Origin of the sequence: Marinobacter sp. MIT932201 (assembly GCF_047123295.1) — a bacterium.
GTDB lineage: Bacteria > Pseudomonadota > Gammaproteobacteria > Pseudomonadales > Oleiphilaceae > Marinobacter > Marinobacter salsuginis.
This window is the reverse complement of record NZ_CP138917.1, coordinates 827510-854221: the sequence shown is the minus strand read 5'-3', so window position 1 is coordinate 854221 and position 26712 is coordinate 827510. Positions and strand designations below refer to the sequence as shown.

21 protein-coding genes and 1 pseudogene are annotated in these 26712 nt (G+C 56.4%); 6 read left to right on the top strand and 16 right to left on the bottom strand.

Going from position 1 to position 26712, the window contains the following annotated elements; translation table 11 throughout:
• The first annotated feature begins 117 nt into the window (after positions 1–117).
• Positions 118–1182 (top strand): glycosyltransferase family 9 protein, encoded by a 1065-nt coding sequence (locus SIC15_RS03900; RefSeq protein WP_136631260.1) that lies wholly within the window; start codon positions 118–120, stop codon positions 1180–1182.
• A 38-nt stretch (positions 1183–1220) separates the two neighbouring features.
• On the opposite strand, the gene SIC15_RS03895 is transcribed toward SIC15_RS03900, so the two are convergent.
• From SIC15_RS03895 to glnE, 3 genes are all read right to left on the bottom strand, one after another.
• A complete protein-coding gene (locus SIC15_RS03895) occupies positions 1221–1628 on the bottom strand; it encodes a DUF6165 family protein (RefSeq protein ID WP_069185115.1) in 408 nt (135 codons plus the stop codon).
• Positions 1629–1716: 88 nt separating this feature from the next.
• Positions 1717–2643 (bottom strand): branched-chain amino acid transaminase, encoded by a 927-nt coding sequence (locus SIC15_RS03890; RefSeq protein WP_069185114.1) that lies wholly within the window; start codon positions 2641–2643, stop codon positions 1717–1719.
• A 77-nt stretch (positions 2644–2720) separates the two neighbouring features.
• Positions 2721–5627, bottom strand: a complete 2907-nt coding sequence (gene glnE / locus SIC15_RS03885; RefSeq protein WP_412537100.1) for a bifunctional [glutamate--ammonia ligase]-adenylyl-L-tyrosine phosphorylase/[glutamate--ammonia-ligase] adenylyltransferase — start codon at positions 5625–5627, stop codon at positions 2721–2723.
• An 80-nt stretch (positions 5628–5707) separates the two neighbouring features.
• On the opposite strand from glnE, the gene SIC15_RS03880 reads away from it, so the two are divergent.
• Entirely contained in the window at positions 5708–6886 is a 1179-nt protein-coding gene (locus SIC15_RS03880; protein ID WP_136631262.1) for a potassium channel family protein, read from the top strand.
• Positions 6887–6913: 27 nt separating this feature from the next.
• Here SIC15_RS03880 and SIC15_RS03875 read toward each other — a convergent pair whose 3' ends face one another.
• The 5 genes from SIC15_RS03875 to typA form a co-directional block, all read right to left on the bottom strand.
• Positions 6914–7777 (bottom strand): CYTH domain-containing protein, encoded by an 864-nt coding sequence (locus SIC15_RS03875; protein WP_136631263.1) that lies wholly within the window; start codon positions 7775–7777, stop codon positions 6914–6916.
• Between the two features lie 90 nt (positions 7778–7867).
• Positions 7868–8860 carry a porin gene (locus SIC15_RS03870; protein WP_412537099.1) on the bottom strand — a complete coding sequence of 331 codons (993 nt, stop codon included), beginning with the start codon at positions 8858–8860 and terminating at the stop codon, positions 7868–7870.
• 406 nt (positions 8861–9266) lie between these two features.
• Entirely contained in the window at positions 9267–9725 is a 459-nt protein-coding gene (dtd, locus tag SIC15_RS03865; RefSeq protein ID WP_136630002.1) for a D-aminoacyl-tRNA deacylase, read from the bottom strand.
• 92 nt (positions 9726–9817) lie between these two features.
• A complete protein-coding gene (gene pip / locus SIC15_RS03860; protein ID WP_273085656.1) occupies positions 9818–10780 on the bottom strand; it encodes a prolyl aminopeptidase in 963 nt (320 codons plus the stop codon).
• Between the two features lie 119 nt (positions 10781–10899).
• Positions 10900–12711, bottom strand: coding sequence for a translational GTPase TypA (gene typA / locus SIC15_RS03855; RefSeq protein WP_412537098.1), 1812 nt, complete (start codon positions 12709–12711; stop codon positions 10900–10902).
• A 558-nt stretch (positions 12712–13269) separates the two neighbouring features.
• On the opposite strand from typA, the gene glnA reads away from it, so the two are divergent.
• The 4 genes and pseudogenes from glnA to ntrC all read left to right on the top strand — a co-directional run bounded on the left by glnA (position 13270) and on the right by ntrC (position 18145).
• On the top strand, positions 13270–14673 hold the full coding sequence (gene glnA / locus SIC15_RS03850) for a glutamate--ammonia ligase (RefSeq protein WP_069185107.1): 1404 nt from the start codon (positions 13270–13272) through the stop codon (positions 14671–14673).
• Between the two features lie 173 nt (positions 14674–14846).
• Positions 14847–15371, top strand: a complete 525-nt coding sequence (locus SIC15_RS03845; RefSeq protein ID WP_412537097.1) for a DUF4124 domain-containing protein — start codon at positions 14847–14849, stop codon at positions 15369–15371.
• A gap of 254 nt (positions 15372–15625) precedes the next feature.
• Complete coding sequence (gene glnL / locus SIC15_RS03840; RefSeq protein WP_069185105.1) at positions 15626–16720, top strand: nitrogen regulation protein NR(II); 1095 nt, start codon at positions 15626–15628, stop codon at positions 16718–16720.
• A pseudogene (gene ntrC, locus SIC15_RS03835) lies at positions 16717–18145 on the top strand (nitrogen regulation protein NR(I)). Before glnL ends, ntrC begins: the two are co-directional and overlap by 4 nt.
• Positions 18146–18207: 62 nt before the next feature.
• Here ntrC and SIC15_RS03830 read toward each other — a convergent pair.
• From SIC15_RS03830 to SIC15_RS03795, 8 genes are all read right to left on the bottom strand, one after another.
• Positions 18208–22887, bottom strand: a complete 4680-nt coding sequence (locus tag SIC15_RS03830; protein WP_412537096.1) for a DUF6701 domain-containing protein — start codon at positions 22885–22887, stop codon at positions 18208–18210.
• Entirely contained in the window at positions 22884–23297 is a 414-nt protein-coding gene (locus SIC15_RS03825; RefSeq protein WP_209398969.1) for a hypothetical protein, read from the bottom strand. The genes SIC15_RS03830 and SIC15_RS03825 overlap by 4 nt, the downstream gene beginning before the upstream one ends.
• Positions 23287–24063: a type II secretion system protein gene (locus SIC15_RS03820; RefSeq protein WP_209398970.1), complete on the bottom strand. Its 777-nt coding sequence runs from the start codon at positions 24061–24063 to the stop codon at positions 23287–23289. Before SIC15_RS03820 ends, SIC15_RS03825 begins: the two co-directional genes overlap by 11 nt.
• On the bottom strand, positions 24063–24554 hold the full coding sequence (locus SIC15_RS03815; protein ID WP_209398972.1) for a prepilin-type N-terminal cleavage/methylation domain-containing protein: 492 nt from the start codon (positions 24552–24554) through the stop codon (positions 24063–24065). The genes SIC15_RS03820 and SIC15_RS03815 overlap by 1 nt, the downstream gene beginning before the upstream one ends.
• Positions 24551–25012, bottom strand: coding sequence for a Tfp pilus assembly protein FimT/FimU (locus tag SIC15_RS03810; RefSeq protein WP_412537095.1), 462 nt, complete (start codon positions 25010–25012; stop codon positions 24551–24553). Before SIC15_RS03810 ends, SIC15_RS03815 begins: the two co-directional genes overlap by 4 nt.
• Positions 25013–25076: 64 nt before the next feature.
• Positions 25077–25562: a type II secretion system protein gene (locus tag SIC15_RS03805; protein ID WP_412537094.1), complete on the bottom strand. Its 486-nt coding sequence runs from the start codon at positions 25560–25562 to the stop codon at positions 25077–25079.
• 41 nt (positions 25563–25603) lie between these two features.
• A complete protein-coding gene (locus SIC15_RS03800) occupies positions 25604–26113 on the bottom strand; it encodes a prepilin-type N-terminal cleavage/methylation domain-containing protein (RefSeq protein ID WP_412537093.1) in 510 nt (169 codons plus the stop codon).
• A 37-nt stretch (positions 26114–26150) separates the two neighbouring features.
• Positions 26151–26693, bottom strand: coding sequence for a hypothetical protein (locus SIC15_RS03795; RefSeq protein WP_412537092.1), 543 nt, complete (start codon positions 26691–26693; stop codon positions 26151–26153).
• Positions 26694–26712: the final 19 nt, after the last annotated feature.

The window sequence follows — 26712 nt, the reverse complement described above, 5'->3', positions numbered from 1 at the left end:
TACGCGCTCACGCCAGGACGGACACGCGCGAGTGCGTTAGAATGGCGGCCAGTTTACCAATGATTGCCGACTAAGCTCCACAGCCCCAGGCCACAACCTGAACCGGATCAATATCTGATGAACTCCATCTGCATTCTTCGCCTGTCCGCCATCGGTGACGTAACCCACGTGATACCTGTTGTGCTGAGCCTGCAGGAGCAGCTTCCCGGGGTAAAGATCACCTGGGTTATCGGCAAGATCGAAGCCAAGCTGATCGGTGATCTGCCCGGTGTTGAGTTCATTGTTTTCGACAAGAGGGCCGGACGCAAAGGCTACGCCGAGCTTCGCAGGCAGATGCAGGGTCGCAAATTCGACGCACTGCTGCATATGCAGGTGGCATTCAGAGCCAACCTCGCTGCCGCGTGTATTCCCGCTCGCACCAGAATTGGTTATGACAAGGCCCGCAGCAAGGATCTTCACAGTCTGTTTATAAACCGCCGGATCAAACCGGCTCCGCAACAGCATGTTCGCGACTGCCTGGCCAGCTTCCTGGAGCCTTTGGGGCTAGACCCGGCACCACCGCGCTGGCAGATTCCCTTGAGTGAATCAGACCACGAGTTTGCCAGCGATCAACTGGCGCCTGATCGCAGAAACCTTGTGATCAGCCCCTGTGCCAGCCACACCCTTCGTAACTGGCCTGCCGAGCGTTACGCGCAGCTGGCCGATCACGCAGTTCAAAAGCACGGTATGAAGGTGATCCTGGTCGGAAGCCCTGCCCCGTTCGAGGCCGAGTATTGCGCTGCTATTGAAGCCGCGATGAAGGAGAAAGCCCACAACATCTGCGGCAAGGACACCCTCAAACAGCTCACAGCGCTGATGACTCACGCCGACCTGGTGGTGGCCCCCGATACCGGACCGGCACATATCGCCAGTGCAGTGGGTACCGATGTGCTTGGGTTGTTTGCCGCCAGCAATCCGTACCGGTCAGGCCCCTACAATTCTCTTGAGTGGTGTGTGAACCGGTATCCAGAAGCACTTGAAAAGTTCACTGATAAAACGGTGGAACAGGCTCGATGGGGGGCCAAAGCAGAGTTCGAGGGGGCAATGGAACTGATTACGGTGGCGGATGCAACGGAGATGCTGGATCGGTGGGTTGAAGCGCACGTAACGCCCAATCCAGAAACGGGGCCCGAGTCTACCTGACGCGGGCGCCGTTTTTGAGCGCTAATCTGCCCCGGGCTTCACTTACGGGCGGTGTAGTCCTGGTAGGACTTCTCTTCCACGAAACGTGATCCCAGGGCCAGGTTGACCTCTTTCTTTATGGCAGCACGCTTGTCGTTGGTGACGTACACTGCGCGGGCCAGTTCAATAAATTTCGGGCCAAAATCCTGGGCGGCCTCCTGATCACGAATGTCGTCTTCAATCACCCACAGCTCTTCGTTCACCGCCTTCAGCTGCTTGCGAAGATCGGAAATTTCAGCAGCCTTGTCCTTTACCGCCTCATCCCAGGTGGCGCTCAGTTCGTCCAGTTCGAGACGAACGTTCTTGACCTTCGCTTCATCCTTGATGCGCTCGGATTTGATTTCGAGGATGGTGATTTTGTCCAGCACCTCGCCGAAAGACACCGGTACCTTGATAACGTCTGCCATGTGCTCGTCCCGCCAGTAAACAGGGTGTGTTAAATAACAAAGCCGCCGGGCTGAAACAGTCAACGGCGGCTTGCGACTTTTTCTGGAATCAGCCTTTTACGTGAGTCAGCCAGCCACTGTGCTCAGCCAGCTTGCCCTTGACCGCATCAAAGTACATGCCCTGCAGCTTCTCGGTCACCGGGCCACGTTTGCCGGCGCCGATCACTCGGCCATCCAGCTCGCGGATCGGCAATACCTCGGCCGCGGTGCCCGTAAAGAAGGCTTCGTCTGCGATATAGACCTCATCACGGGTGATCCTGCGCTCCTTGACCGGAATGTTCAGCTCGCGGGCGAAGTCCAGGATGGTGGCGCGGGTGATACCTTCCAGGCAAGAGGTGAGTTCAGGCGTGTGCAGCACACCATCACGCATGATAAAGATGTTTTCCCCGGAGCCCTCGGCAACGTAGCCTTCGTTGTCCAGCAGCAGCGCTTCCTCGGCCCCGCCGGAAATGGCCTCATTCAGCGCCAGCATGGAATTGATGTAGTTGCCGTTGGCCTTGGCCTTACACATGGTGATATTCACATGGTGGCGCGTGTAAGACGATGTGCGCACCTTGATGCCCATTTCTTTTGCTTCCGGGGACATGTAGGAGGGCCAGCTCCAGGCTGCAACCATCACGTGCACTTTCAGGTTATCTGCTCGCAGTCCCATGCCTTCAGAGCCGAGAAACACCATCGGGCGAAGGTAAGCCTCGTCGAGGTTGTTTTCACGGACAGCGGCGCGTTGCGCCTCGTTGATCTCGTCCTTGCTGAACGGCATTTTCATGTTCAGGATGTGGGCAGACCGGAAAAGACGATCGGTGTGCTCCTTCAGGCGGAAAATGGCCGGGCCGTTCGCGGTATTGTAGGCCCGCACACCTTCAAAACAGCCGAGGCCGTAATGCAGGGTGTGAGTCAGGACGTGCGTCTTGGCTTCCCGCCAGGGAACCATTTCACCATCCAGCCAGATAACGCCATCGCGATCAGCCATCGACATTCTTCATTGCTCCTAAAAAAGCGTTTTTTCGGGGAACCGGCATTCTAGCAGGAAAATCTGCCGGAATTGAATTTGCCTCAGGCATCAATCATCACTTTTTTCCACATGGCGCGGATGTAGTCACGCTCCTCGGCAAAGGCATCGCCTTCCACCTGGCTATTGAGATTCTGAAGCGCCCGTCGATGGATGGTCGAGCGAAGCGCGATGAAGGTTTCCCGGAGCTTCTCGGCATCTTCCACAGCCATCACACCGGCGCGGCCGAGTTCTTCCATCTGCCGAATATTGTCGGACCACTGGGTCAGCTCCGGATGCTCGGCACACCAGGCCAGCATCAGATACTGAACCATGAACTCGATATCAACGATACCACCGGTATCATGCTTGATATGGAACACCTCGGCCTGCCGGTTCTCTGGTGTGGCGAGGCTGGCGCGCATTTTCTCACGCATGTCGACCACCTCTTTGCGAAGCTTTTCACGGTCGCGGGATTGGCAAAGAATATCGTGGCGGATGGATTCAAAGGCTTCGAGAGTTTCACTGCAGCCAGCGACACCCCGGGCGCGTGCCAGCGCCTGATGCTCCCAGGTCCAGGCATCTTCCCGCTGATATTTTTCAAACGCCTGTAATGTGCTTACCAGAAGCCCCGAGTTGCCAGAGGGCCGCAAGCGCATATCAACCTCGTAGAGTTGGCCTGACGGAGTCTGAGTATTGAGGATGTGAACAATCCGTTGACCCAACCGGGTGTAGAAGACCGCGTTATCGATGGGCTTTTCGCCATCGGTCGCCAGCTCCGGATCAGCCTGATGCACAAATACCAGATCAAGGTCGGAGGTGTAGCCAAGTTCAATCCCACCCAACTTGCCATAACCAATGATGGCGAAATCGGTCTCACAGGCGGAACCATCTTTCCTTCTTGGGTAGCCATGGCGGCTGACCAGATTGGCGAAGGCCACGTCCACGACGTGGTCCAGAACCACCTCTGCGATCCAGGTCAGATAATCACTGACCTTCATCAACGGCAACGTGCCTTTTAGCTCCGATGCCGCTACCCGCAGAATGTGGGCCTTCTTGAAATGCCGCAGCGACTCCATCTGCTCTTCCAGATCCTCAAACGGAATCCGCAACATCTGCTGGCGCAGATCATCCTGCAACTCTGCCTTTGCAGGCGGACTGTAAAGGCTCTCGGCGTTAAGGAGTTCATCCAGCAACAGCGGCGTTTCTGCGAGCTGCCGGGCGATCCAGGGGCTCTCACTGCACAACCGGACCAACTGGGTACAGGCGCCCGGGTTCTCAATCAGCAACACCATATAGGCGGTTCGACGGAGGATGGCCTCGACCAGCTGCAACACCCTCGACAGAGTTTCGGAGGGGTTATCGACCTGGGTAAGCGCCTCAAGCAGCATAGGCATGAACTGATTGAGCCGTCTTCTCCCCTGGGTCTGAAGGTTCTGTACGGTCCGGTTGTCACGTAGATCCGCCAGTTCCGCCAACGTATTCTCGGGGGCTTCATAGCCACGGGATTTCAGCCAGTCGACGGCTGCGCCCTCTTCCATTTCAGCGAGCCAGAGTTCGAACCAGCCTTCTTCAAGCGACTTCTCACCGTCATCCTCTTCATCCTCGGTGGCGATGATATTGGCAAAATGGGTGGCCACGCGTGCCCTGTGCTCGGTGAGACTTTGCTCACACGCCTGCCAGGTCTCGAACCCCATGATTGTGGCAACCCGTGCCCTGGACAGCTCATCCTCCGGCAGAAGTTGAGTCTGCTTGTCTTCCATACCCTGAAGCGCATGCTCCAGGTTCCTCAGGAACACATAGGCTTCGCGCAGCTCACGCACCACCGATGAAGGCAACAGCTCCAATTCCTCGAGTTCCTTCAGGATGACCAGCAGTTCCCGCTGCTGAAGCTCCCGATCCCGCCCACCACGAATGAGCTGGAATGCCTGGACCACAAACTCAATTTCGCGGATACCGCCGCTACCAAGCTTGATGTTATTTTCGAGTCCCTTTCGGCGCACCTCCCGACCGATCATGGCTTTCATGCTCCGGAGGGACTCGAAGGCGCTGAAATCGATGTACTTGCGATAGACAAAAGGACGCAGGCTCTCCATCAGAACCTGGCCGGCCCTCTGGTCGCCCGCCACCACACGGGCCTTGACCATGGCATAGCGCTCCCAGTCACGGCCCTGGTCCTGGTAATAGGTCTCCAGTGCCGCGAAACTCAGAGCCAGAGCACCGCTCTGGCCATAGGGCCGAAGCCGCATGTCCACACGGAAGACAAAGCCGTCCGCCGTTATCTGATCCAGTGCCTGGATCAGCCGCTGCCCCAACCGCACAAAAAACTGCTGATTATCCAGTGAGCGACGCCCGCCAACAGTCTCCCCCTTGCTTGGAAAGGCGAAAATGAGGTCGATGTCCGAGGAAACGTTCAACTCCCGGCCACCCAGTTTACCCATGCCAAGGACCACCATTTTCTGGTCTGCTTCCTTGCCGGTCACCGGATCAGCCCCGCGAGGTGTGCCATATTGCTGGCAGGCGTCGCTGTAAAGCCAGCTGAGGGCGCCATCAATACAGATATCGGCGAAGGCGCTGGTCGCCGCCATGGTTTCTGCCAGATCCGCCCACCGCATCAGATCCCGCCAGATAATCCGGAACTGGGACTCCATGCGGAACTGCCTGAGGGCCGAATGCAGCGCCGATTCGCTATCGACCTCGGAGAGATAATCCTGCCAACGATCTTGCAGGTATTCAGGGGTGGTCGGCTCCGACAGCGAACGGGAAACCACCAGGGCCTGAATCTGCCCGGCATGGCGCTCCAGTGTCTGGCGCAGGAAAAGGCTGCGGGAGATTGCCGTAGCCACCACCGCGTCATCCATACCTTCCGCTGAGGTTAACCAGGCCGGAACTCCCTCCGGAAACACCGATTTCCAGCACCCTGCGACATCATCCGCCAGCGGTTTCGGAAGGCTGTGCCACGGCTCGGACATAATGCAAACCCCTGTCTCTCTGTTATATTTCCGGTACTGTATAACGAACTTCCCCGCAACTGAACAGGCCGCCGACACGGATGCAACGAAACCGCCGCCCATTGAATCCGGAACATCAGGAAACCCATCTGCCCATGGGCGGCCTGATTCGGAGCCGAATGAAGCGCCTGTTCGCAATACTGGGCGTGCTGCTTTCGGTACAGATTCTGATCATCTGGGCAGCCGAAGACCTTTCATTATTTGAAGCTGCCTGGCTGACAATGACCACACTGGTCACCGTTGGCTATGGCGATTATGCACCCCAGACCATGATCGGTCGGTTCAGCACGATTGTGCTGATGTTTATTACCTCCATTACGTTGCTGACCCTGATCGTCAGCGACTATATCGAGTACCGGTTCTATCGACGGGAACGGATTCTGACAGGAAGGTGGATCTATAAAATGAATGACCACATCATTATTGTTAACACGCCCCAGTGCGGGGGCGAGCAGTATTTCATGAGGTTTGCTTCCCAGATTCGGGAAATCCCGGGCTATGAAACCATTCCTATCATGATACTGACTCGCCAGTTTCCGATGGGACTGCCCACAGAACTCTCCGACATTGGAGTCGTGCACCATCACGGTGCAGGGTTCGACCCCGAGGCGCTAAAAGCAGTTCACGCCGGCAGTGCCAGACATATCATCGTGCTCGCAGCAGACGAAGCAGACCCCTATTCAGATAGCCTGACTTTCGACATCGCTCATCGATTGACGGAGTTGAATCTCGGCAGTCACACCATTGTCGAATGCGTCAACGACCAGAACCGGGGACGCTTCAAGGCGCTCGGTGTGAGGACCATCATCCGCCCTGTTCGAACTTATCCGGAAATCATGGTGCGTTCCGTGGTTGCGCCCGGCTCGGAAAAGGTTCTGGAGGATCTTTTCAACTACGAGCACGACCATCCCCATAGGTACGAGCTGAAGCTGGACGACCTGAACTGGGCGGACATAGTCAGCGCCCTGGTGCGTCATGGCATAGGGACTGCGCTCGCTTACATTGATGACGACAATGAAGTCATATGTCATCCGCCGACCAACGAGGAAATTGAAGGCAAGGGATTGATTGTGCTTGTTAAATCCACTGACACACCAGAGGTGTCAGTAGTGGAGGAAGCCCTGGAGCGATACCGGGTTTTCCTGAAGCAGTGGCGAGCCCACTCCGCCGCTCAGGAAACGGGCGAAGCAGAGCCAGAAAAAAACAAGTCTCCCGGCTAGAAACCACCGGGCTCCACAATCCGCCAGCTACTGCCCCGCACTGGCCAGCTGCAACTGGAGAACACCCAGCTCTATAGCGTTTTCGGAAAGATCACGAACCGTCGATCCGCGAGCCAGCTCAGCGACCACACGCTCCCAAAGCTCCTCGCACCCCGCGGCAGCAGCTACATTTGCTACTTGCGAAAGATCCAAACGGTCGACTGGGAAGGGCTCGTCAAGCAGCCAACAGCTCCCCAACGCCTGAAGGAACTCGGTTACGGTTAGCGGTTCAGTCTTGCAAACAATCTCCGGGCGGTAGAGGCCCGCAAGAAAATACCCCTGCTCGGCCTTACTGACGAGATTCAGAAAAACGGGAACTTCCCGGGCCAGTTCAAGTGCCCGAGCGACCAAATGCCTGCCTTCACCGCTTTTCAGCTCAAACTCCACCTCGTGCAGTGGCCACCTGGCTTCATTGCCAGCCACACTGCCAGAATCGACGGCGATCTCGATGACACTCTGCCCCTCTTCCAACCAGAGCACGTTACGCTGGAAGTTGGTTTCAAACACCACCCGCAGACTGCCGAGATCCAGATCGGTATTCAGCGGTGTGTCTTCCAGAAGCGACAAATCCAGATCCGGACCTGATACCGGCCACTCCCACTCTTCGCGCCGGTGGGCGCCATCGACAAATTCACCCCGGGTTTTCAGAGTCTGGATGTAGTCATTACCGGCTTTGCGGATTCTCAAAGTGGCTTTGGCGCGATTCAAGTCGGCTTTGGGGGTGTCGAAATAGCGATTGACCAGGGATTTGTTTTTTCCAGGTCGAACCTCGGGGCGGGCTGAAAGCCACTGCAAAGCCTGCGCCTGGGCAGCTTCAGAAACACTGAGCTTGATTTCCAGTTCGGTTGCCATTTCCACGACCTTTTCTCATGTTCATAATCGCAAGAACCGGCGACCCTGAGGTCGCCGGTTTTCATACTACAGGATTAGCCGGTTGGCTGATCAGAAATAGTAGACAGCACCAACTGCTGCAATAGACTGCTCGTCGCCAGAGGCGCCTTCCAGGCTGTACTCGTTAGCTGCGTCTGAACCAGACAGGTAGCCTTCGAAGTAAACGTACATATGATCAGACACGCTGTGCAGAGCCTGCAGGATTACGGTGTCTTTCTTGTCGCCAGAAGCATCGTCCTCCAGCATCTGGTAAGACAGAGCGAACTGGTTCGCGCCCATGGTGTACACACCCATTACGCCAACGATGTCGTTTACGTCTTTGCGGGTCTGATATTCGCCAATCACGCTGAAGTCGCCAGCACTGTAGGTCGCAGTCAGACCGTAGCTGTTTTCGTTGTTACCAGCAGAGCCGTCGTTACTATCCATACCGACTGATACTTCAAGCGCATCTACAGCATAGGTTGCAACCAGCTGGTAGGGGTAAGATTTTTCACCGCTAGTTGATTGCTCTTCAAGTGCAAAACCAGAAGGTGAGTTAGGATCAGCGACAAGCGCTGTAGAAGTAGCGGATTCACCGTCACCATTAACCTGAACCGCTGCCGACAGAGTCACCCCGCCGAAAGACGGAGACATGTACTGAACCAGATCGCCTTCGCCGGTCTCGTAGTTGCCGAAGATATCTGAACCCACTTCGTGGAAATTGCCGATCTTGACGATGGCACTTTCATAAACGGAGTCGTCAGAGCCAACCCAGATTTGACCAAAGTGGTCGCCCCTAACACCGATATAAGCTTCATCCAGAGAGTCGATACCGCTGCTGCTGGACTTGTCGTCAGCATTGATGCCTTCCAGCTCCAACTTGAAGAAGCCGGTGATGCCCGGAGCAATTTGGTGGTCGTGCTTAACGCCCAGAGTGGAACCGTTGTCAGCGTGCTCAACCTCGGAGCCACCGCCATCAACGTTGGTGTGCTTCAGCACGTACTGGATGTTGCCGTATACAGAAGGCATGGAGTCCATCTTGGCCGCCAGCTCGGACGCTGACATTTCAGCCTGTGCGAAAACACTGCCAGAGAAGGTGGCGGCTGCAATAGCAGATGCGATGAGCGTTTTTTCATGTTGCGTCTTCCTTTTTGAGTTAACTCAGGTTTTAGCGACGGGTTCTTATCCCGATTTTGTAAGGCTTCACCAGTCAGGCTGGATGAGGCCGTTTCTGCATTACCCCTGCGTCAGCTTGATGACACACAAGTAACTTTTCTTCTTCTTCGAATAAATCTGAAACACTCCAGGACCATACAGCTCAATCACTTACAGGACCTTCCTAAAGTGCTGAATAATGGAGGTTTTTTAAACAATCATTCTCATTTTGCAAATTAACTGCGCTGCATTTTTAGCTCTTTTGGCACCATTGCAGGCCAGCATGACGGCCTGCGCTCGATACTAGTGCAGCGACCTATTCACGCCTTTGTCTATTCTCAAGCATGAAGGTTACAGGCCCGTCATTCGTTAACCCAACCTTCATATCCGCGCCAAACCTTCCATCCCCTACTCTATCCGGCCCCAGGCGTGAACTTGCGTCTGCCACAAACGATTCGTAAAGCCTGTTGGCGTCATCCGGCTCCGCAGCCAGGGAAAAACCGGGCCTGGTTCCGGAAGACGTATCAGCCGCCAAAGTGAACTGTGGAACAACAAGGAGGGAACCACCGATATCCAGCAGACTGCGATTCATCCGCCCGGCATCATCGGGAAACACACGGTAAGTGAGGATTTTTCGGCAAAGTTCCCTTGCCTCACGCTCGCTATCTCCTTTCTCGACGCCCAGCAACAGCAAAAGGCCTTTGTCGATCGAGGCTATCTGCTCACCGCCCACGGTAACACTGGCTTGCGAAACTCGCTGGATCAATCCTTTCATCAACTGCCTTGAGGACGTTTGAACAGGCGAACATTAAGGTCGGGCAAGAGTGTATCCGTGGCCATTACGGGCCGCAACCCTGAAAACGGGATTCAGCCAGCACTTTTTTCAGTTTTCGCGACAACGGACTCAACACCGCGAATGAGGGCATCAACAATCGCCGGCTCGGAAGCCGAGTGGCCGGCGTCGCGAATGATCTGGAATTCCGCTTCCGGCCAGGCCTTGCTGAGTGCCAGCGCATTCTCCAGAGGGCAGACCATATCGTATCTGCCGTGGACGATTATTCCGGGAATGTCCGCCAGGCGGTGGGCATCACGCAGAATCTGGTCTGGCTCAAGAAAAGAAGAATTCATGAAATAATGGCATTCGATACGAGCGAGAGCGATGGCGACATGGGGATGGCCAAAGTGCTCTATCACCCTGGGGTTCGGGTGCAACGTCGCGCACCGGCCCTCCCAGATCGACCAGGCCTTGGCAGCCTGGATCTGCTCCAGTTCATTGGTGCTGGTCAGTTTGCGGTAATAGGCTGCGACCAAATTATCCCGTTCAGCTTCCGGAATCTGAGCTTCAAAGTCCTCCCAGTAGTCCGGGAAAACCCGGCTGGCACCGTCCTGGTAAAACCAGTGAATATCCCGGGGACGGCAAAGGAAGATACCTCGCAGCACAAGCCCGGAGACTCGCTCCGGGTGCGTTTGGGCGTAGACCAGGCTCAGCGTTGATCCCCAACTTCCGCCGAACAGAAGCCACTTGTCGATGCCAAGAAACGAACGCACCGTTTCCATATCCGCAACCAGCTTGTCCGTGCTGTTGCCCTCAAGCTCTGCCAGCGGGGTAGATCGCCCGGCACCGCGTTGATCCATCAGGATGATCCGGAATCGTTCAGCGTCGAAGAAACGTCGGTGATAGTCTTCACAGCCGCCACCTGGACCACCATGAACGACGAGAACCGGTATCCCGTCAGGATTCCCACTTTCTTCAACGTAGAGCTCATGAGGCGGATCAACCGCAATGCGGTGCTGGGCGTTGGGTTTGATTTCCGGGTATAGGGTGAGCATGGAACGCTCCGTTTACAGGATTTACCGGGAGTTTAGCTTAAGCGAAAAGAAAGGGGCATAGAGTGGGGGCAAATGAAATCGGGGTCAGATGAAAGCGTTCATCTGACCCCTTACTGACGTTACTTCTTGCTGGCGCGCTTACGCTCGTTCTCGGTCAGAAGCTTCTTGCGCAGCCGGATGGACTTCGGCGTCACTTCCACCAGCTCATCGTCGTCAATAAACTCCAGCGCCTGCTCAAGCGTGAACTTGATGGGGGGCACCAGGCCGATGACTTCATCCTTGCCGGAGGCACGCATGTTGTCGAGCTTTTTGGCCTTGGTGGGGTTCACCACCAGGTCATTGTCCCGACTATGAATACCACACAGTTGCCCTTCATAGATCTCCTGCCCCGGATCCAGGAACAGCTTGCCGCGGCTCTGCAGGGTTTCCAGCGAGTAGGTCAGCGCGGTACCCGTAGCCATCGACACAATGACGCCGTTCTGGCGGCTGGTAACGTCCCCAACCTTGATCGGGCCATAGTGGCTGAACGTGGACGTAAGGATGCCAGTACCTGAGGTCATGGTCAGGAAGGTATTCCGGAAACCAATCAGGCCGCGAGCGGGAATGGTGTAATCCAGACGCATGCGGCCCTTGCCATCCGGCACCATGTTGGTCAGGTCGCCCTTGCGCAGCCCCATTTGCTCCATGACGGCACCCTGGTGCTGCTCTTCGATATCCACGATGACGTTCTCGTACGGCTCCTGCTTTTCGCCATCCACTTCCTTGATAACCACTTCGGGGCGGCCAACGGCCAGCTCAAAGTTTTCGCGTCGCATGTTCTCGATCAGAACTGAGAGGTGCAATTCGCCACGACCGGACACCTTGAACTTGTCGGCAGAGTCGCCTTCCTCAACACGCAGCGCAACGTTATGCAGCAGTTCTTTTTCCAGACGCTCCTTGATGTTCCGGCTGGTAACGTACTTGCCTTCCTTGCCGGCAAACGGCGAATCGTTGACCTGGAAGGTCATGGATACGGTCGGCTCATCCACCGTCAGTGCCGGCAGCGCTTCAACGTTGGCCTGGTCACAAAGGGTGTCGGAGATGAACAGCTCATCCATACCGCTGACACAGACAATGTCTCCAGCCTGGGCTTCGTCCACCTCGACCCGCTGCAGACCGGAATGCCCCATGATCTTTAGGATTCGGCCGTTGCGCTTTTTGCCGTTGGCGCCAATGGCGGTTACCGGCGAGTTGGTCTTGATCTTGCCGCGCATGATTCGACCGATGCCTATCACACCAAGGAAGCTGTTGTAATCCAGCTGGGAAATCTGCATCTGGAACGGGCCGTCCGGATCAACGTTCGGAGCTGGCACGTGATCAACAATCGCCTGGAATACGGAATCCATGTTGTCATCGAGCTTTTCGTGATCCATGCCGGCAATGCCGTTCAGGGCACTGGCGTAGACAATCGGGAAGTCCAATTGCTCATCGGTCGCGCCCAGGTTGTCAAACAGGTCGAATACCTGATCTACAACCCAGTCCGGACGGGCGCCAGGACGGTCGATCTTGTTAACCACCACGATCGGGCGCAGACCCGCCGCAAATGCCTTCTGGGTAACGAAACGGGTCTGGGGCATGGGGCCGTCGATGGAATCAACCACCAGCAGCACGCAATCCACCATACTCATAACCCGCTCAACCTCACCACCGAAATCAGCGTGGCCCGGCGTGTCTACAATATTGATGTCGTAGCCATTCCATTTCAGAGCAGTGTTCTTTGCGAGAATGGTAATGCCACGCTCTTTTTCCTGATCATTGGAATCCATGACCCGCTCGCTATCGAGCTCTTTGCGCTCCAACGTACCTGACTGGCGCAAAAGCTGGTCGACAAGCGTGGTTTTTCCATGGTCAACGTGGGCGATGATGGCGATATTACGAAGTTTCTCAATCACAAAAATATTCCTGCGGCATGCACTCAATGACCTGAGAAGGTCGTTCGCAGGGGAATCCCAGCACATGCCGTCTCAAATCCGTAAAATGAACTCATTCACCGGAGCTGGCTGCCCGGCACCCTGCATGGTGTTTTCCGATCATTGATCCGGAAAGACAGGGTAAAAAATGAAGCGGCGCGCAGTATAGCGAAAAGTCTGTGTCGTTAATATGAAGAAAAACGCCTATTCTTCATACAGGGGGCTCGCACCTCATTGGGGCGACCACCCCATAAATGCACCAACAAGGTGCACCATTTGAGTGCAGGTTTTCGGTGGAGGGCGCATCATTTCCTTCTAATATGCCCCAAACCCTTGCAGTTGCGCCGTTCTGGAGCATGCCCTAAAAATTGGCAAGCGCCTTGCTTTATCGAAATCAGCCGAAATTTACAGGTAAGACGCAACGGCATTTGCTAAGCTGCGCAAACCTGAGAAACAGATCGGAACCCGGTAACCCGGGCGATCCGGCGCCACGAACATGAATACAGCCGCCTGTGCGGTATAACTTACGGAGCATGCACAATGTCCAAGACAGTTGATTTGATCAAAGAACACGAAGTCAAATGGGTTGACCTGCGCTTCACTGACAGCCGCGGTAAAGAGCAGCACGTTACACTGCCTGCCACCGAAGTAGATGAAGACTTTTTCGCAGACGGCAAGATGTTTGACGGCTCCTCCATCGCGGGCTGGAAAGGCATCAACGAATCCGACATGATCCTGATGCCGGACGACGAGACTTCCGTACTCGATCCGTTCACCGAAGAGACCACAGTAAACATCACCTGCAACATCGTAGAGCCTTCTACCATGCAGGGTTACGAGCGTGACCCACGCTCCGTTGCCCGTCGCGCAGAGGAATACCTCAAGTCTACCGGCATCGCAGACGGCGCCCTGTTCGGTCCCGAGCCCGAGTTCTTCGTGTTTGACTCCGTAAAATGGAACGTCGACATGCAGGGTGCGATGTACCACATCCATTCTGAAGAAGCTGCCTGGGTTTCTGGCGAAGATTTCGATCGCAACAACATCGGTCACCGCCCGGGCGTAAAAGGCGGTTACTTCCCGGTTCCGCCGGTTGACAGCCTCCACGACCTGCGTGGCGCCATGTGTGCGGCCATGGAGTCCATGGGACTGGAAATCGAAGTGCACCACCACGAAGTGGGCACCGCTGGCCAGTGTGAAATCGGCGTTGGCGCCAACACTCTGACCCGCAAAGCAGACGAAGTTCAGATCCTGAAGTACTGCGTGCACAACGTGGCCCACGCCTACGGCAAGACCGCCACTTTCATGCCCAAGCCGGTGGTTGGCGATAACGGTTCCGGCATGCACGTTCACATGTCCCTGAGCAAAGACGGCAAGAACCTGTTTGCCGGTGACAGCTACGCTGGCCTGAGCGAAACCGCTCTGTACTACATCGGCGGTGTGATCAAGCACGCCAAGGCCATCAACGCCTTCACCAACAGCTCTACCAACTCTTACAAGCGTCTGGTTCCGGGCTTTGAAGCTCCGGTTATGCTGGCCTACTCTGCCCGTAACCGTTCAGCCTCTATCCGTATCCCGTATGTGAACAGCCCGAAAGCGCGTCGTATCGAAGTTCGCTTCCCTGATCCGTCTGCCAACCCGTACCTGGCGTTTGCAGCGCTGATGATGGCTGGCCTCGACGGCATTCAGAACAAGATCCACCCTGGCGATGCCATGGACAAGGATCTGTACGACCTGCCGAAAGAAGAAGCCCTGAGCATTCCGACCGTGGCCGAGACTCTGTCCGAAGCCCTGGACTGCCTGGAAGCAGATCACGAGTTCCTGACTCGTGGTGGCGTATTCACCGAAGACATGATCGCAGGCTACGTTGATCTGAAGCGCGGTGAAGTCGAGAAACTGAACATGACCACTCACCCGATCGAGTTCGACCTGTACTACTCCTGCTAACACCTCGCTTTAGAGGAAAGCAGACAAGCCCCGCCTTCGTGCGGGGCTTTTTTGTGAGCAGCCGCACAGTGCCTGGAGCCCTTAACGATATGTAACCAACATCAGGCTCTGCAGGCGTTGAAAAGACTCCGGGCGCCGCCGATAATCGAGGAAACCCAATAACAGGTGAGCTTATGAGTCCAAAGTCTGGATTGGTTGCCGGCCTTTTCTTTTTGCTTGCGGTTCCCGTCTCTGCCGAGGTTTACCGAAATGTCGATGCCTACGGCAACGTCACATACTCTGACGAGCCGAGCGAGGGCTCTGAAGCGGTCCAGGTCAAGCCAGTCACGACCATCACATTGCCCAAGCCAGAAGTTGTTCAGGAAACCGAAAAGCTGCGCGAAGAAGTGCAGCGGGAAGGCGCAGCTTACGACAGCGTCTCGTTCGCCTATCCGGACAACAATCAGGCGTTCCATAGTGGCAGTGGCGACGTACAGTTCGAGGTCCGTAGCACACCCGGGCTCCAGCCTGGTCACAAATACGAAGTTACGCTGGACGGGCAGCCAGTCGGCCAGAGTACTTCTGGCTCGATCACCGTCAACAACGTCTTCCGTGGAACCCATGAAGCCCGCGTCCACATCGTGGATGAAAACGGAGTTCAGGTGAAAACCGGCTCTCCGATCACCTTCACCGTTCACCGCCCTTCCGCATTGAACTAACCAAACCTGCCTAACAATCCGCACTATTTTGGTGCGCACGCACCAGAAAAAAGCCATACTCTGATCAGCAACGGGGCGCATTTTCCGGACTGGTCAGAGGGATTTCTCCCATTTGCACCAGCTTACGGCACTTTTCAGCGCCAATAAGCCCCTCTGCCCGCACTTTGCCCACTCATTCGTGAACCGGGTTCAAAGTGGTTCGCTTTTTGCAAAACTCCGGAGGTCACACTATGTCGAACCAACGGGATTCACGCATGGCACTGCCTTCGGCCCATCAAACCGGATACAAGAGCATTCTCGACAGCCTCACTACCGCTGTCCTGGTGCTCGAGGACAATCTCAGCATCCGGTATCTCAACCCCGCCGCCGAAAGCCTGTTCGAAACCAGCATGACCCGCAGTCAGGGCCAACCCTTCCAGGACATTCTGGTGGAATCCGAAGACGCCCTGAAAACGCTTTTTGCCGCTGTACGGAACGGACAATCCTATACTCGCCGCGAGGCCGAGTTCCTCCTCACCAGCGGTTCCCGGCTTACGGTCGATTATTCCGTCACCCCCATCAGCCTGGAACCGACGGAACTCCTGATCGAGATCCAGCCGAGAGACAGGCTGATGCGGATTAGCCGTGAGGAAGACATCATCTCCCAGCAGGAGACCACTCGCATTCTGGTCCGCGGCATGGCCCACGAGATCAAGAACCCGCTTGGCGGTATCCGTGGTGCGGCGCAGCTTCTTGATCGGGAACTCAACAGTGAGGATCAACGGGAATACACACGGGTCATCATCGACGAGGCGGATCGGCTCCGGAGCCTTGTGGACCGGATGCTGGGCCCGAACAAGGCATTGAAGCTGGCGCCGACCAATATTCATGAAATCCTCGAACGGGTAGGCACCTTGCTTGAGGCCGAAAGCAAGGGACGACTGAATTTCGAACGGGATTACGACCCCAGCATTCCCGAGTTCAAGGGTGACAAGGAACAACTGATTCAGGCGTTCCTGAACATCGCACGGAACGCCATGGAAGCAGCCTTCGAAAACCAGGCGAGCCACAGTTCCGATGAGCCGCCGACCATTACTTTCCGTACCCGCACCCTGCGCCAGTTCACCATTGGCAACCGACGCCACAGGCTCGTGTGCCGGGTAGACGTTATCGACAACGGCCCCGGCATTCCGCCGGAGCTGGTGCAGAACATTTTCTATCCGATGATCAGTGGCCGTGCCAGTGGCACCGGCCTGGGCCTTTCCATTACCCAGAGCATCATCGGCCAACACCGTGGACTGGTTGAATGCGAGAGCGAACCAGGCCGAACCGACTTCATCATCTTCCTGCCTCTGGAGGACACCCCATGAGCCAACCGGCGAACGTCTGGATCATAGACGACGACCGCAGTATTCGCTGGGTGCTGGAGCGCGCCCTTAACCAGGCCGGTATGCAGCCCCGAGTTTTTGACAGTGGTGAAAGCATCATGATGCGGCTGGAACACGAACAGCCCGATGCCATCGTGAGCGATATCCGAATGCCGGGCGTCGACGGCATCACCCTGCTGTCCCAGATTGTGGACGTTCACCCAGACGTGCCTGTCATCATCATGACCGCGCACTCGGATCTGGAGAGCGCCGTAACCAGCTACCAGACCGGTGCCTTCGAATACCTTCCCAAGCCGTTCGATGTGGATGACGCGGTCGCACTGGTCAAGCGCGCCGTGGCCCACAGCCATGAGAAGCGTGCCAGTGGTGAACCCCAGGCCGAAATGTCCCAGCGCAACGCCGAAATCATCGGTGAAGCGCCTGCCATGCAGGAAGTCTTCCGGGCTATTGGCCGGCTTTCGCACTCCAACATCACGGTCCTCATCAACGGCGAAAGCGGCACGGGTAAGGAACTGGTGGCCCAGGCGCTGCACAACCACAGCCCCCGGGCGAACCATCCCTTCATTGCCCTGAACATGGCTGCAATTCCCAAAGACCTGATTGAATCCGAACTCTTCGGCCACGAAAAGGGTGCCTTCACCGGCGCTGGCGCCGCTCGCCAGGGCCGGTTCGAACAGGCCAACGGTGGCACCCTGTTCCTGGACGAAATCGGTGATATGCCCGCTGACACTCAGACCCGCCTCCTGCGGGTTCTGGCCGATGGCGAATTCTACCGGGTAGGAGGCACAACCCCGATCAAGGTGGATGTGCGCATCATCGCGGCAACCCACCAGGACCTGGAAAAAACTGGTGCAGGCAGGCACGTTCCGGGAAGACCTGTTCCACCGCCTGAACGTCATTCGCGTGCACTTGCCCAAGCTCGCCGAGCGCCGGGAAGACATCCCCCGCCTGATGCAGCACTTCCTGAAACGGGCGGCCAAAGAGCTGGCCGTCGAGCCCAAGATCCTGCGCGAAGAGGCCGAAGAATACCTGACCACCCTGCCCTGGCCCGGCAACGTCCGCCAGCTGGAGAACACCTGCCGATGGCTGACAGTGATGGCCAGCGGTCGCGAGATCCACATTGATGACCTGCCACCCGAGTTATTACACCAGGCCGAGACACCAACCACCGGAGCAACCTGGCAGGAAGGCCTGAAAAACTGGGCCGAACAGGAACTGAAGCGTGGCAAGAGGGGAATTCTCGATACGGCCGTGCCCGAGTTCGAGAAAATCATGATTGAAACGGCCTTGAAGCACACGGGTGGCCGTCGACGGGATGCCTCCATACTGCTGGGATGGGGCCGGAACACGCTCACCCGGAAAATCAACGAGCTGGGGATGGATCATCCGGAACACGAGGAAGACTGACGATTGGCGAACCACCGGGGTTCGTTGATGTTTTGGGGCAGGACTCGCGTCCTGCCCTTTTTTTATCGTTCCTGCCAGTAGATCACGCGGTCGTGGCCGCGATAGACGCCGAATGTCGCGGTTGATTTCGGATTCTCCTCAACACCGTCGCCATCGAAATCATACTGCCAGTAGAGCGGTACCGGGTATTCAACCTGTACACTGCCAGTATTGCCCTCGCCCGGCGCAGCGAGCACCAGCAGTGCTGCCGGCTCCGGCCGACCACCGCTAATAGTTCCGGAATTGGCACTCACCGAGGTGTTCGGGGGCGTGCCTGTTATCACTGCATCGGCGGTATTATAGGCCCAACATGTCTCATCACCATGCAGCTCGAAATCAGCCCCGGTCCAGATCTGGACTTCAAACGGCATCTCCAGATCGAGGTTTTCAGGTCCGTAGGCGTTCTCTAGAATCATTCGACCATAACGAATCGAGGCGCCAGCGGAAGACAGCGTAGGCAGCTCCGCCGCCGGCATTGATACCCCATCTGAATCGGAAATATTCGTGAACACAGTCTCGAGTCTGGCATCAAACGGACCAACCAGGGAGTTTGCATTGCGGTCATATGTAAAGTTATCCGGTCCCGCCTGATAAATGAGCGTGCCATTGCCATTCGCTGTAAGAGTTGGTGTACCAGCAATAGTGGTCACATCAATTGCGGTGCTCTGAGCGCCAATCTCATCGGCGTCTGTTGCCGGATCAGTCCGGGCGATGTCCGCGACTGTCAGCTTCTGCCAGCTGTCTCGATAATTTCGGGTAACAGGCCCAGAACCGCTCACACTGTATGCTCTTGCAGCAAGGGTAAACTCTGGCGAAAGACTGTAGCCGAAGCCCTGACCGGTGTAACTGAAACCATTGCAGACAGGATCAAGTACTCCGTCCATAGCACTTTCGAGAGTGAACGTCTCAGGGTGGAACCTGCCTACGGGCCCGGAATCCCCGACCACCGCAACAGAGCGTCCAAGGAAAGTGCCGCTGAGACCTGTCGTGACCTCTACCGAGCCAACCTCGCTAAAGGATGCTGAGCCAGTGGCCAACCCAGAGCTGAAGCCGCTCACGCCACTCAGACCTGTAAGCCCCGGATCAGCTGCGCCGGTGGGCCCCGCAACCAGGTAACTGGCGACACTAACGGCCGCATCAAAGCTGTCTGCGGATGCGTTATCCGTGAGATCGGAGTTATTGCCGGCATCAGTATCTCCGTGACCATCCGGTTGGCCGTCTGCATCTGCATCGTCAGCGCTGTCGTACTGAACGGCCCGAACCGAAACATCGAACGGTCGCCCCGCCGCCCTGAAGGCGGCTCCGCTGGGCGACTCCGTCGCTGGGTTGCCAGCCACTGTCACGGCAAAAGCAAAAGGCCTGACCGTTAATTCAGGGCCGGTGCCTGCGATGGCGATGGGATTGTCATTTTCGTCCAGGATGAGCCCGGACTCGGAGTCTTCCAGCTCTAGGGCATAATGACCGACATCAGTAGGACTGAGCGCAAGGTCCGCAAGGCCAAGGTTAAAGTCGACCGTTAGGTTGGGAGTGGCTGGCCGGGACGATGGCGGCGATAGGACCCCAGCGCCGGCGTCAACGCCGGGTGAAGCGCCACCGGGATCGTCTGATTCCCGATTCAGCCAGGCTCTGAGATCCACTGCACCATCGTAGGCTTCAACGCGACCGCACTCACCAGTAGACGGATCTCGCCTCAATACCTCGGCCTGCAAGCCGTGTGGTCGCCCGGCTATGACATCATTGCCCAGGCTATCAGCCAGACTGATGACCAGGGCGTTCTCCCGAAATTCGACCACACTGGAAACTCCAAACTGCCCACCGGTTGTGTCCTCGGCACGGATGGTCAGTCGATCGGCGCGGGTGTTTTCCAGTCCCAGGGTGATGTCCCCGTTATCTGCGACAACAAACTCGTAGATGGCCTGACCATTATCATCAACATCCGGATTGGGCGACAGGGGGCCCGACGCTGCGACCCTCTGCCAGTTGCCATGGCCCGCACTTGTTGTGATCCGCACGGAACCTTGATACCCAGTCAGCACGTTGTCGCCGGCATCCTCTGCCTGAATTCTGACATCGACCGGTGCGCAAACGCTGGCAGTCGCAGGCACAGTTATACGGAAATGATCAAGTACCTGGGCACATGGACGACTGCGATTTGCTTCGCGAAGAATGGCCGCATCGGATAGCGCCCGGGCATAGAGGCGAACCTCATCGATCTGGCCTTCAAACTCTCGGCCGCCGAACCCCTGATCGGCGCCTATCTGAAATGGATCAGCGTTCAGGAGCAACGACTCATCGGCAAACGACTGCCTTGCCCGTTCCACACCGTCAACAACGATGCGCTGTATCCCATCTCGTTTCGAGTAGGTGATGGCTGTGTGAACCCAGGTGTTCAATGGCAGTTGATAGCCCGAGGTAAAGGATCGCGAAACACCAGATTCGTTCGTCCACCACCAGTAGATCTCGCGGTTGCTGTCAACGTGGTACTCATAGTTTTCGTCTTTCGACACGATGGTTTTGATGCCACCGCCAGTTGGAAAAGCATCGACATTTATCCAGGCCATGACGGTAAGCTCATCGGCGCTGGACAAGTCATCATCATGGGGGATGTCTATGAACGAGCCGCCCGAAAGGGTGGCGCCATAGCAGACTTTGGCTGGCTCCGCCCTCGCTCCATTGACGGCTCGTCCATCCAGCCCCGTGCCGCGGAGCTCAACAACCTCTCCAGGATCACCTTGCCATCGAGGCCCCTCGAGGCCGTAGACTGCCCGCAGAGAGAAGTCGACAACAAAATCACCGGAAAATGCCAGAAACCCTGCCCGCTCCGTGGTGTGGCTCAGATCCCGGTCATTTGCCCAGTCCTCTTCAATCTTCAGCTCAACAGCATCGTTGGACACCGAGCAACGGCGCAGCCAACCCCCGTCGCCACCATCGCGGGTCAGCTGGGACCCGACAACCCGGGGCGGAGAGGGATACGATTGCAGAAACGCAGCTCTGTCACAGCTGTTCGTTCCAGAAATGTTGTCCGACGTAACCTGGGCTTCAGACAGAACCGTTCTACCGTCATTATCAACAAAACGACCGATAACGCCCGGTTCGACTGCCAGGTATGCGACCGACTCCGGTCGTACAACAGCCCCAGACCTCGTCTCTGCACGTTCCAGGGCAAGATCTATTCCCGAGACTCCCAGGCGGTTGTGCGCCATCGTCAACCAGGGAACCGATCGTTCACCGGGAGAAGACGTTTCGTTTTCCAGGGTTTGAATGTTACTTATGAAGACCGGTGTTCCGCCGAATGCGGTCAGAAAGTTCAGGCGTGACCAATTCGAGCCGGATACAAACCGGCCCTGCTCCGATTGCAGCGGTACCTGGCCAACCTCAAGCCTTGTTCCATCTGGGAAGGCATGCTCTCCGTAGGTCACCGCAAGATAATGCACCGTTGTAGTCTGATCGCCTACATCACTGTAGCGGGTGGGCGGTTCCAGCGGCACAATATCGAAGCCATCTTCAGTGATCTGGCGAATCCGAACTGCCGATGGTTCCGGATTGTTGTCGTCGCTCAGAACAAATACGGCTGGAGGTGATGGGTATACCTGCTGGAAGGAAACCCTGGTAAATGTGCCAGGACTGACGGTGACTGAGCGCGATTCCATCATCAAGGGCTCAGGCTCGGGCGGGCGGACCTCAGAGTCGTAGGCAAAAGCCTCAGAAAAAGCGACTAGCCCCACACTCTCTCTGCCGTGATTCCGCTCGTTATCCTGGGCGGTGTCCTCGTCAATTAACAATCCGATGCCGGAACTGGAAAGTTGGCACTGTCTCAGCCAACCACCGTCGTCTTCCCGTCGGCTGGTTTTACTGGCAAGCGCGATCGGGCTGGTTCCAAACACACTGCTAAAGCTAAATGTGTCGCACCCGTCATCCCAACCACGAGGCCCGTTATTGATACTCTGAGCTTCATAGCGCACATTCAGATTACCGATCGCATTAAATGTGCTGGTCGCCGTTGCACTTATCGCGATAAAACCGATTTGCTCAGGGCTTGCCAGTTCGTAGAACTTATTGTCAGACGCATCATAGGCCTCACTGAATTCCAGAGCATAGTTCAAACCTGACGCCGTCACGGCATCGAAAACCGTAGTCAACCATGGCTCCGAAACGTCATCTGGCACATTCGCATTTCTCTCATTGGTCATCGTCTGGATGTCACCAATGACTACCGGAGCGCCTGAAAACCCTGCTGTAAATGCGTGGTTTCCCCAACGCTTCTGGCCGGGAGGGTTACCGCCAAACTGGACAAAATCCTTGTTGTTACCGGACCCGGTCTCCCGGGTACTGAGCAGGCCAGCTTCAATGCGAGTGCCATCGGGCAGTTGGTGCACACCCGGCTCTACGGCCACATAACTTACGGTCATATTGGTGTGCGGGCCATCCTCAGAAAATGGCTCTACCTGCGCTATCTCAAAGCCCGTTGCAGTAACGTTTCTGATCCGTAAAGCAGAAGCATTGGGGCCATCATCGGTTGGCAAGGCTACAACGATAGGAGGGGAGGCATAGGTTTGCCTGAAGCTGAAAGAGAACAACTCATTTTCCCCCGATGTGGCCGGTAGATCCAAAGTGCCAGCTTCCATCTTCCAGGCATGGGCCAGGCACGGGGCCAGCAGGATCACAAACAGGATTAACCTTGTCAGCGCCGTGAACTGCCTCATCGCACTCGCACCTCAATCGTTCGGGACGCAGCTTCAGGCCCGCTGCCACATCGACCATTACTGAGTAAAGTAAACACAGTTTCGGGCGCTGGACTGCCATCGATATCGGCTTGCACCGACGTACAGGTAATACCTGCGGAGCAGCTTGAGAGGCCGCCGCTGGAAAAATTGATCGAAGAAGAAACAGCTCCACAGCTGCCGCCAGATAGTGCCTCCGTCACGGCAACCTGGGCACCACTTTCTGCTGCGTAAAAGGCCCTCTGGGAAAGAATCTGCTGGCTGACCGAAGCGCCCGCGCTCTCCTGCTGCTGCGCCATGCTGGTAACAATGAGTGCCAAAACGGTGATGATGAACAGCGCTACCGGAAGCCCCGCCCCCCTTTGCTGCTTGATGCCTTGTTCAGGGTACATTTCGGATTTGCACCTCCTGGCTGACAGTCGTTGTTTCAGAACCATCCTCACTAATCAAAGTGAACGAGAACTGAACGACTGCCGCCCGCTGCAGAGTTGCCGGCAAAAACCGGAAATCGACATTGCCAGACAGATTGGCAGCCAACACCTCCCTGTCCCCCGTTGGAGGTGATGGTTGGGTGGAGCTCGGCGAATAATCATCATACCTATAAAGAAATCGACCGCTCTGGCACAAACTGACGGGCTGACCTACCACGAACAATCGGCGGGCGGGTGATGTTGAGGTAAACCGATGGCCAGAGGAGAGTTCGATACTGGCCGGCGAGCCGGTGTTGTCAATTGAGGAAATCAAAGACGAAACGGGTCCAGGATTCGCGCCACTATAAAGATCGGCGGTACTCGTTCCATAACCATAAACCACAGCACGGGTCGTTCCCACGGCTGGAAGGTTAGCAAACGCGGCGACCTCTATCCCGTCAAATGCCGGGCCACGGGTAAGCCTGACGTAGTTGGTACCTGCCTCCAAGGGCAACCACTCGATGCAATCACCTGAAGTCCGAACGGACAGAGGGAACGCCTCCCTCAGTTCGCGCGTGATTTGCTCCGAAACCACCACGCCCTGAAACGCCCGCAGTTGGCGAGCGCTGACATCTAGAGCGCCCTGTGTCGAGAGGCTCACGAATCGGACAGAGACCGTGGCAACAATGCCCAGCAATACGATGACCACCAGCAGCTCGATCAGGGTAAAACCGGCTCGCTGGTGCATCAGAAATTCGCCCTGTAGACAGAGAAACTGTAACCCTGGCCGCCCGGATCGGTAACTGTCAGGTCGACACGTTTGGCATCCGCCTGGGCCAGCCCCACCTCTCCACCAGCACATTGCACCGTGATCGAAATCCGGAAGCCGGAATAATCCGATGTCAGAGGGACGCCTTCAGCATTTTCGGGCGCAGCATCGTCGATGGCGTTGTAATCGTCGACATCATCATAGTCAGCCCGACTGGCTTCCTCTGTGTTGATCGTACAGCCGGCTTGCTTCGGAACGCCCCCGACGGGTGTATTGTCATCGTATTTTCGGCTGAGAATTTCATCCATATAGAGCTGCGCGAGGGCCACGGCCCGGGTCTGATTCAACGGATCCGCGCTGCGCCCAGTGATAAGCGCGAACGCACCAACCACACCGGCAATGGCCACACTGATAATCACGATTGTGATCACCAGCTCCACTAGGGTTGCGCCGGTTTGAGTAGGCCTCATGACTGGCAGCTCCCGGCGTATACCGCGCCCAATGAACTGAGACACGTCTGGAAGGTACTGTCGCCCGAAAAAGTGAACTGCAGATTGGTGCCGGTTGAAGGCGCTCCTTTGCTGTCAAAGGTCAGCGTCAATGGCAACCCGCCCGGTGCTGAAAGGCTGGTGCCCTCCCGGGGTATCTCGAAGGTACGCGGATTGCCGGAACCGGCACCCACGATAAATCGGAAATTATCTCCACCCTGCTCGATAGTGAGGGTGTTGGCGGGATTCCCCGCCAGCGCTGCCTGTTGAGCAAGCAGCGTGGCGGAGGCAATTTGCTGGGTAGCCAGCAAGGGGGAGAAGGCCGAGCGGCTGGCAAACAGGCCAATGCCCAGAGCGGAGAGCAATCCGATCAGGATGATGACCATTACCAGCTCAACGAGGGTGAAGCCCGATGCGTCAGGGGCGATGACAACTCGCATGCCTTCCACCTCACTCAAGACTAGGCAATTTGGGGAATACCCAGACTTCCCTACAAAAGATGAATTAACAACCGGTTGAAGGCACCGTTATTGCGCTTATTTGTGATGCTGCCGAAGCGGTAGCCTCAGTGTAAGTGAAAGAGCAAGCACCATTCGTGACCGTCAGTACATTGGGTGTTGCCCCAGAAACGGTTAGTCCGAAATCGTTTGCGTCAAGCTGCGCAGCGGCTGCAATACCATTTGTCGTTGCTGAGGCAGTAACTACCGCACCATCAGCCTGCGGATAACCATTTACAAGTGTGATGTCTGTCCCCTCCAGACTGACTGGATTGTTGCCATTTGCTAAAAACGCTGAATGTGCAATGGCGGAGGCAGATTTAATGCTGCCCCGCGCTCCCTCAAGTGAGGCTTGCCTTGCTTCACCACCCAAATCCGCAAATCTTGGCAAAGCAAACGCCGCCAAAATACCCAGAATTACAATCACCATAACCAGTTCGATCAGGGTGAAGCCCTTTTCTTTTCTTGCCGCAATAGCTGTCATCGCTTTCATGGTATTACTCCGTTTTTATCGCCCGTTGGCTTCGAGGTTTATCAGTTAATGGTTGTGGTTATTTCGCCAGTGTCCGCATCATACGCAATGGTGCTGCCCTGGTTGTCTGCTTGATAGGTGAATACGCAGTCTCCGCTGCTGATCGATATCGCATATTCAGGATTGGTGCCGTTCACGGTGGGTGCGTTGGATTGCAGAACACCCAGCCAGACTTCCCCGCACTTGGTGGCATCCATCGTAGTACCCGTGTCGTCTGAAGCAACGGAAGTCGGCCAGCCGTCATCACTGACATCGACATTGTCGTTGCCAAAGCCCACCACATCCGTTTCTGCTGCGGTGAAGCCGTTGGATACCCACTGGGTTTTGGCCAACGCCACACCCGCTGCCAAGGCCCCAGCAGTTGCGCGAATGCTGGACTGATGCGCCTGCTCGGACAGCTGGGCGAACCGTGGCAATGCGAACGCCGCCAAGATCGCGAGTATGGCAATAACGACCACCAGCTCGATCAGGGTGAACCCCTGTTGTTTGTTCTGCCTGCAATCCCGTTTCATTACATCGACCTCTTTACGGTTTCATTCGTCCGTCTGGTCAGCGTTGGGCATCCTGCGTTTGCGCTGCGTCTTCTGTCAACGACACCGGGGCCAGTTTTAGCCCCGTCAGCCGTTCTTCCTGCTCCCGCGTGCCATTCCCGTTGCGGTCTGCAAATTCCGTTGTCACTGCCCAGGCCAGAGGCTGCTCCTGGTTGGCTTGCCGACTGTCTATGGTTATCGGCTGCCCCGGTTTATAAATTAACCAGCCTTTAGGCCCGTATTCTGTTTCTTTTTGTTCGCTTACCCGGAAACACCAGGTTGCCGGCGCCAGTTCTTCGGCCTGGCATCGCCCAGCGTAATTACCCCACTGGTGCTCCACCAGCTCAAATGGGTTGATGTTCCTGTGCTCGGCAAGACGGCCGTCACGGCTCAGCATTACCTCTGCACCCTTGACCACCAGGGCCGATCTGAGCTGGCCGATCACCATGTTGGCGGCCCGTTCTTCGGCATTTCGGCTTTCTCGTTCCAGCACGCCCAGCAAAAACCACCAGAGCACTCCCAGCACGGCCAACACCACCGCGAAGCGGAACCTGCGCGACATCGCCAGTCCGCTGGCGTCT

Excerpts from the sequence above, each read along its gene's own strand:
- SIC15_RS03820 (WP_209398970.1), bottom strand. The coding sequence starts at position 24,063 with ATGCACCAGCGAGCCGGTTTTACCCTGATCGAGCTGCTGGTGGTCATC.
- SIC15_RS03875 (WP_136631263.1), bottom strand. The coding sequence starts at position 7,777 with ATGGCAACCGAACTGGAAATCAAGCTCAGTGTTTCTGAAGCTGCCCAG.
- SIC15_RS03870 (WP_412537099.1), bottom strand. The coding sequence starts at position 8,860 with ATGTCAGCGTCCGAGCTGGCGGCCAAGATGGACTCCATGCCTTCTGTA.
- SIC15_RS03890 (WP_069185114.1), bottom strand. The coding sequence starts at position 2,643 with ATGTCGATGGCTGATCGCGATGGCGTTATCTGGCTGGATGGTGAAATG.
- dtd (WP_136630002.1), bottom strand. The coding sequence starts at position 9,725 with ATGAAAGGATTGATCCAGCGAGTTTCGCAAGCCAGTGTTACCGTGGGC.
- glnA (WP_069185107.1), top strand. The coding sequence starts at position 13,270 with ATGTCCAAGACAGTTGATTTGATCAAAGAACACGAAGTCAAATGGGTT.
- SIC15_RS03845 (WP_412537097.1), top strand. The coding sequence starts at position 14,847 with ATGAGTCCAAAGTCTGGATTGGTTGCCGGCCTTTTCTTTTTGCTTGCG.
- SIC15_RS03825 (WP_209398969.1), bottom strand. The coding sequence starts at position 23,297 with ATGTACCCTGAACAAGGCATCAAGCAGCAAAGGGGGGCGGGGCTTCCG.
- SIC15_RS03830 (WP_412537096.1), bottom strand. The coding sequence starts at position 22,887 with ATGAGGCAGTTCACGGCGCTGACAAGGTTAATCCTGTTTGTGATCCTG.
- SIC15_RS03810 (WP_412537095.1), bottom strand. The coding sequence starts at position 25,012 with ATGCGAGTTGTCATCGCCCCTGACGCATCGGGCTTCACCCTCGTTGAG.
- SIC15_RS03805 (WP_412537094.1), bottom strand. The coding sequence starts at position 25,562 with ATGAAAGCGATGACAGCTATTGCGGCAAGAAAAGAAAAGGGCTTCACC.
- pip (WP_273085656.1), bottom strand. The coding sequence starts at position 10,780 with ATGCTCACCCTATACCCGGAAATCAAACCCAACGCCCAGCACCGCATT.
- SIC15_RS03900 (WP_136631260.1), top strand. The coding sequence starts at position 118 with ATGAACTCCATCTGCATTCTTCGCCTGTCCGCCATCGGTGACGTAACC.
- SIC15_RS03795 (WP_412537092.1), bottom strand. The coding sequence starts at position 26,693 with ATGTCGCGCAGGTTCCGCTTCGCGGTGGTGTTGGCCGTGCTGGGAGTG.
- glnE (WP_412537100.1), bottom strand. The coding sequence starts at position 5,627 with ATGTCCGAGCCGTGGCACAGCCTTCCGAAACCGCTGGCGGATGATGTC.
- SIC15_RS03880 (WP_136631262.1), top strand. The coding sequence starts at position 5,708 with ATGCAACGAAACCGCCGCCCATTGAATCCGGAACATCAGGAAACCCAT.
- SIC15_RS03895 (WP_069185115.1), bottom strand. The coding sequence starts at position 1,628 with ATGGCAGACGTTATCAAGGTACCGGTGTCTTTCGGCGAGGTGCTGGAC.
- glnL (WP_069185105.1), top strand. The coding sequence starts at position 15,626 with ATGGCACTGCCTTCGGCCCATCAAACCGGATACAAGAGCATTCTCGAC.
- SIC15_RS03815 (WP_209398972.1), bottom strand. The coding sequence starts at position 24,554 with ATGAGGCCTACTCAAACCGGCGCAACCCTAGTGGAGCTGGTGATCACA.
- SIC15_RS03800 (WP_412537093.1), bottom strand. The coding sequence starts at position 26,113 with ATGAAACGGGATTGCAGGCAGAACAAACAACAGGGGTTCACCCTGATC.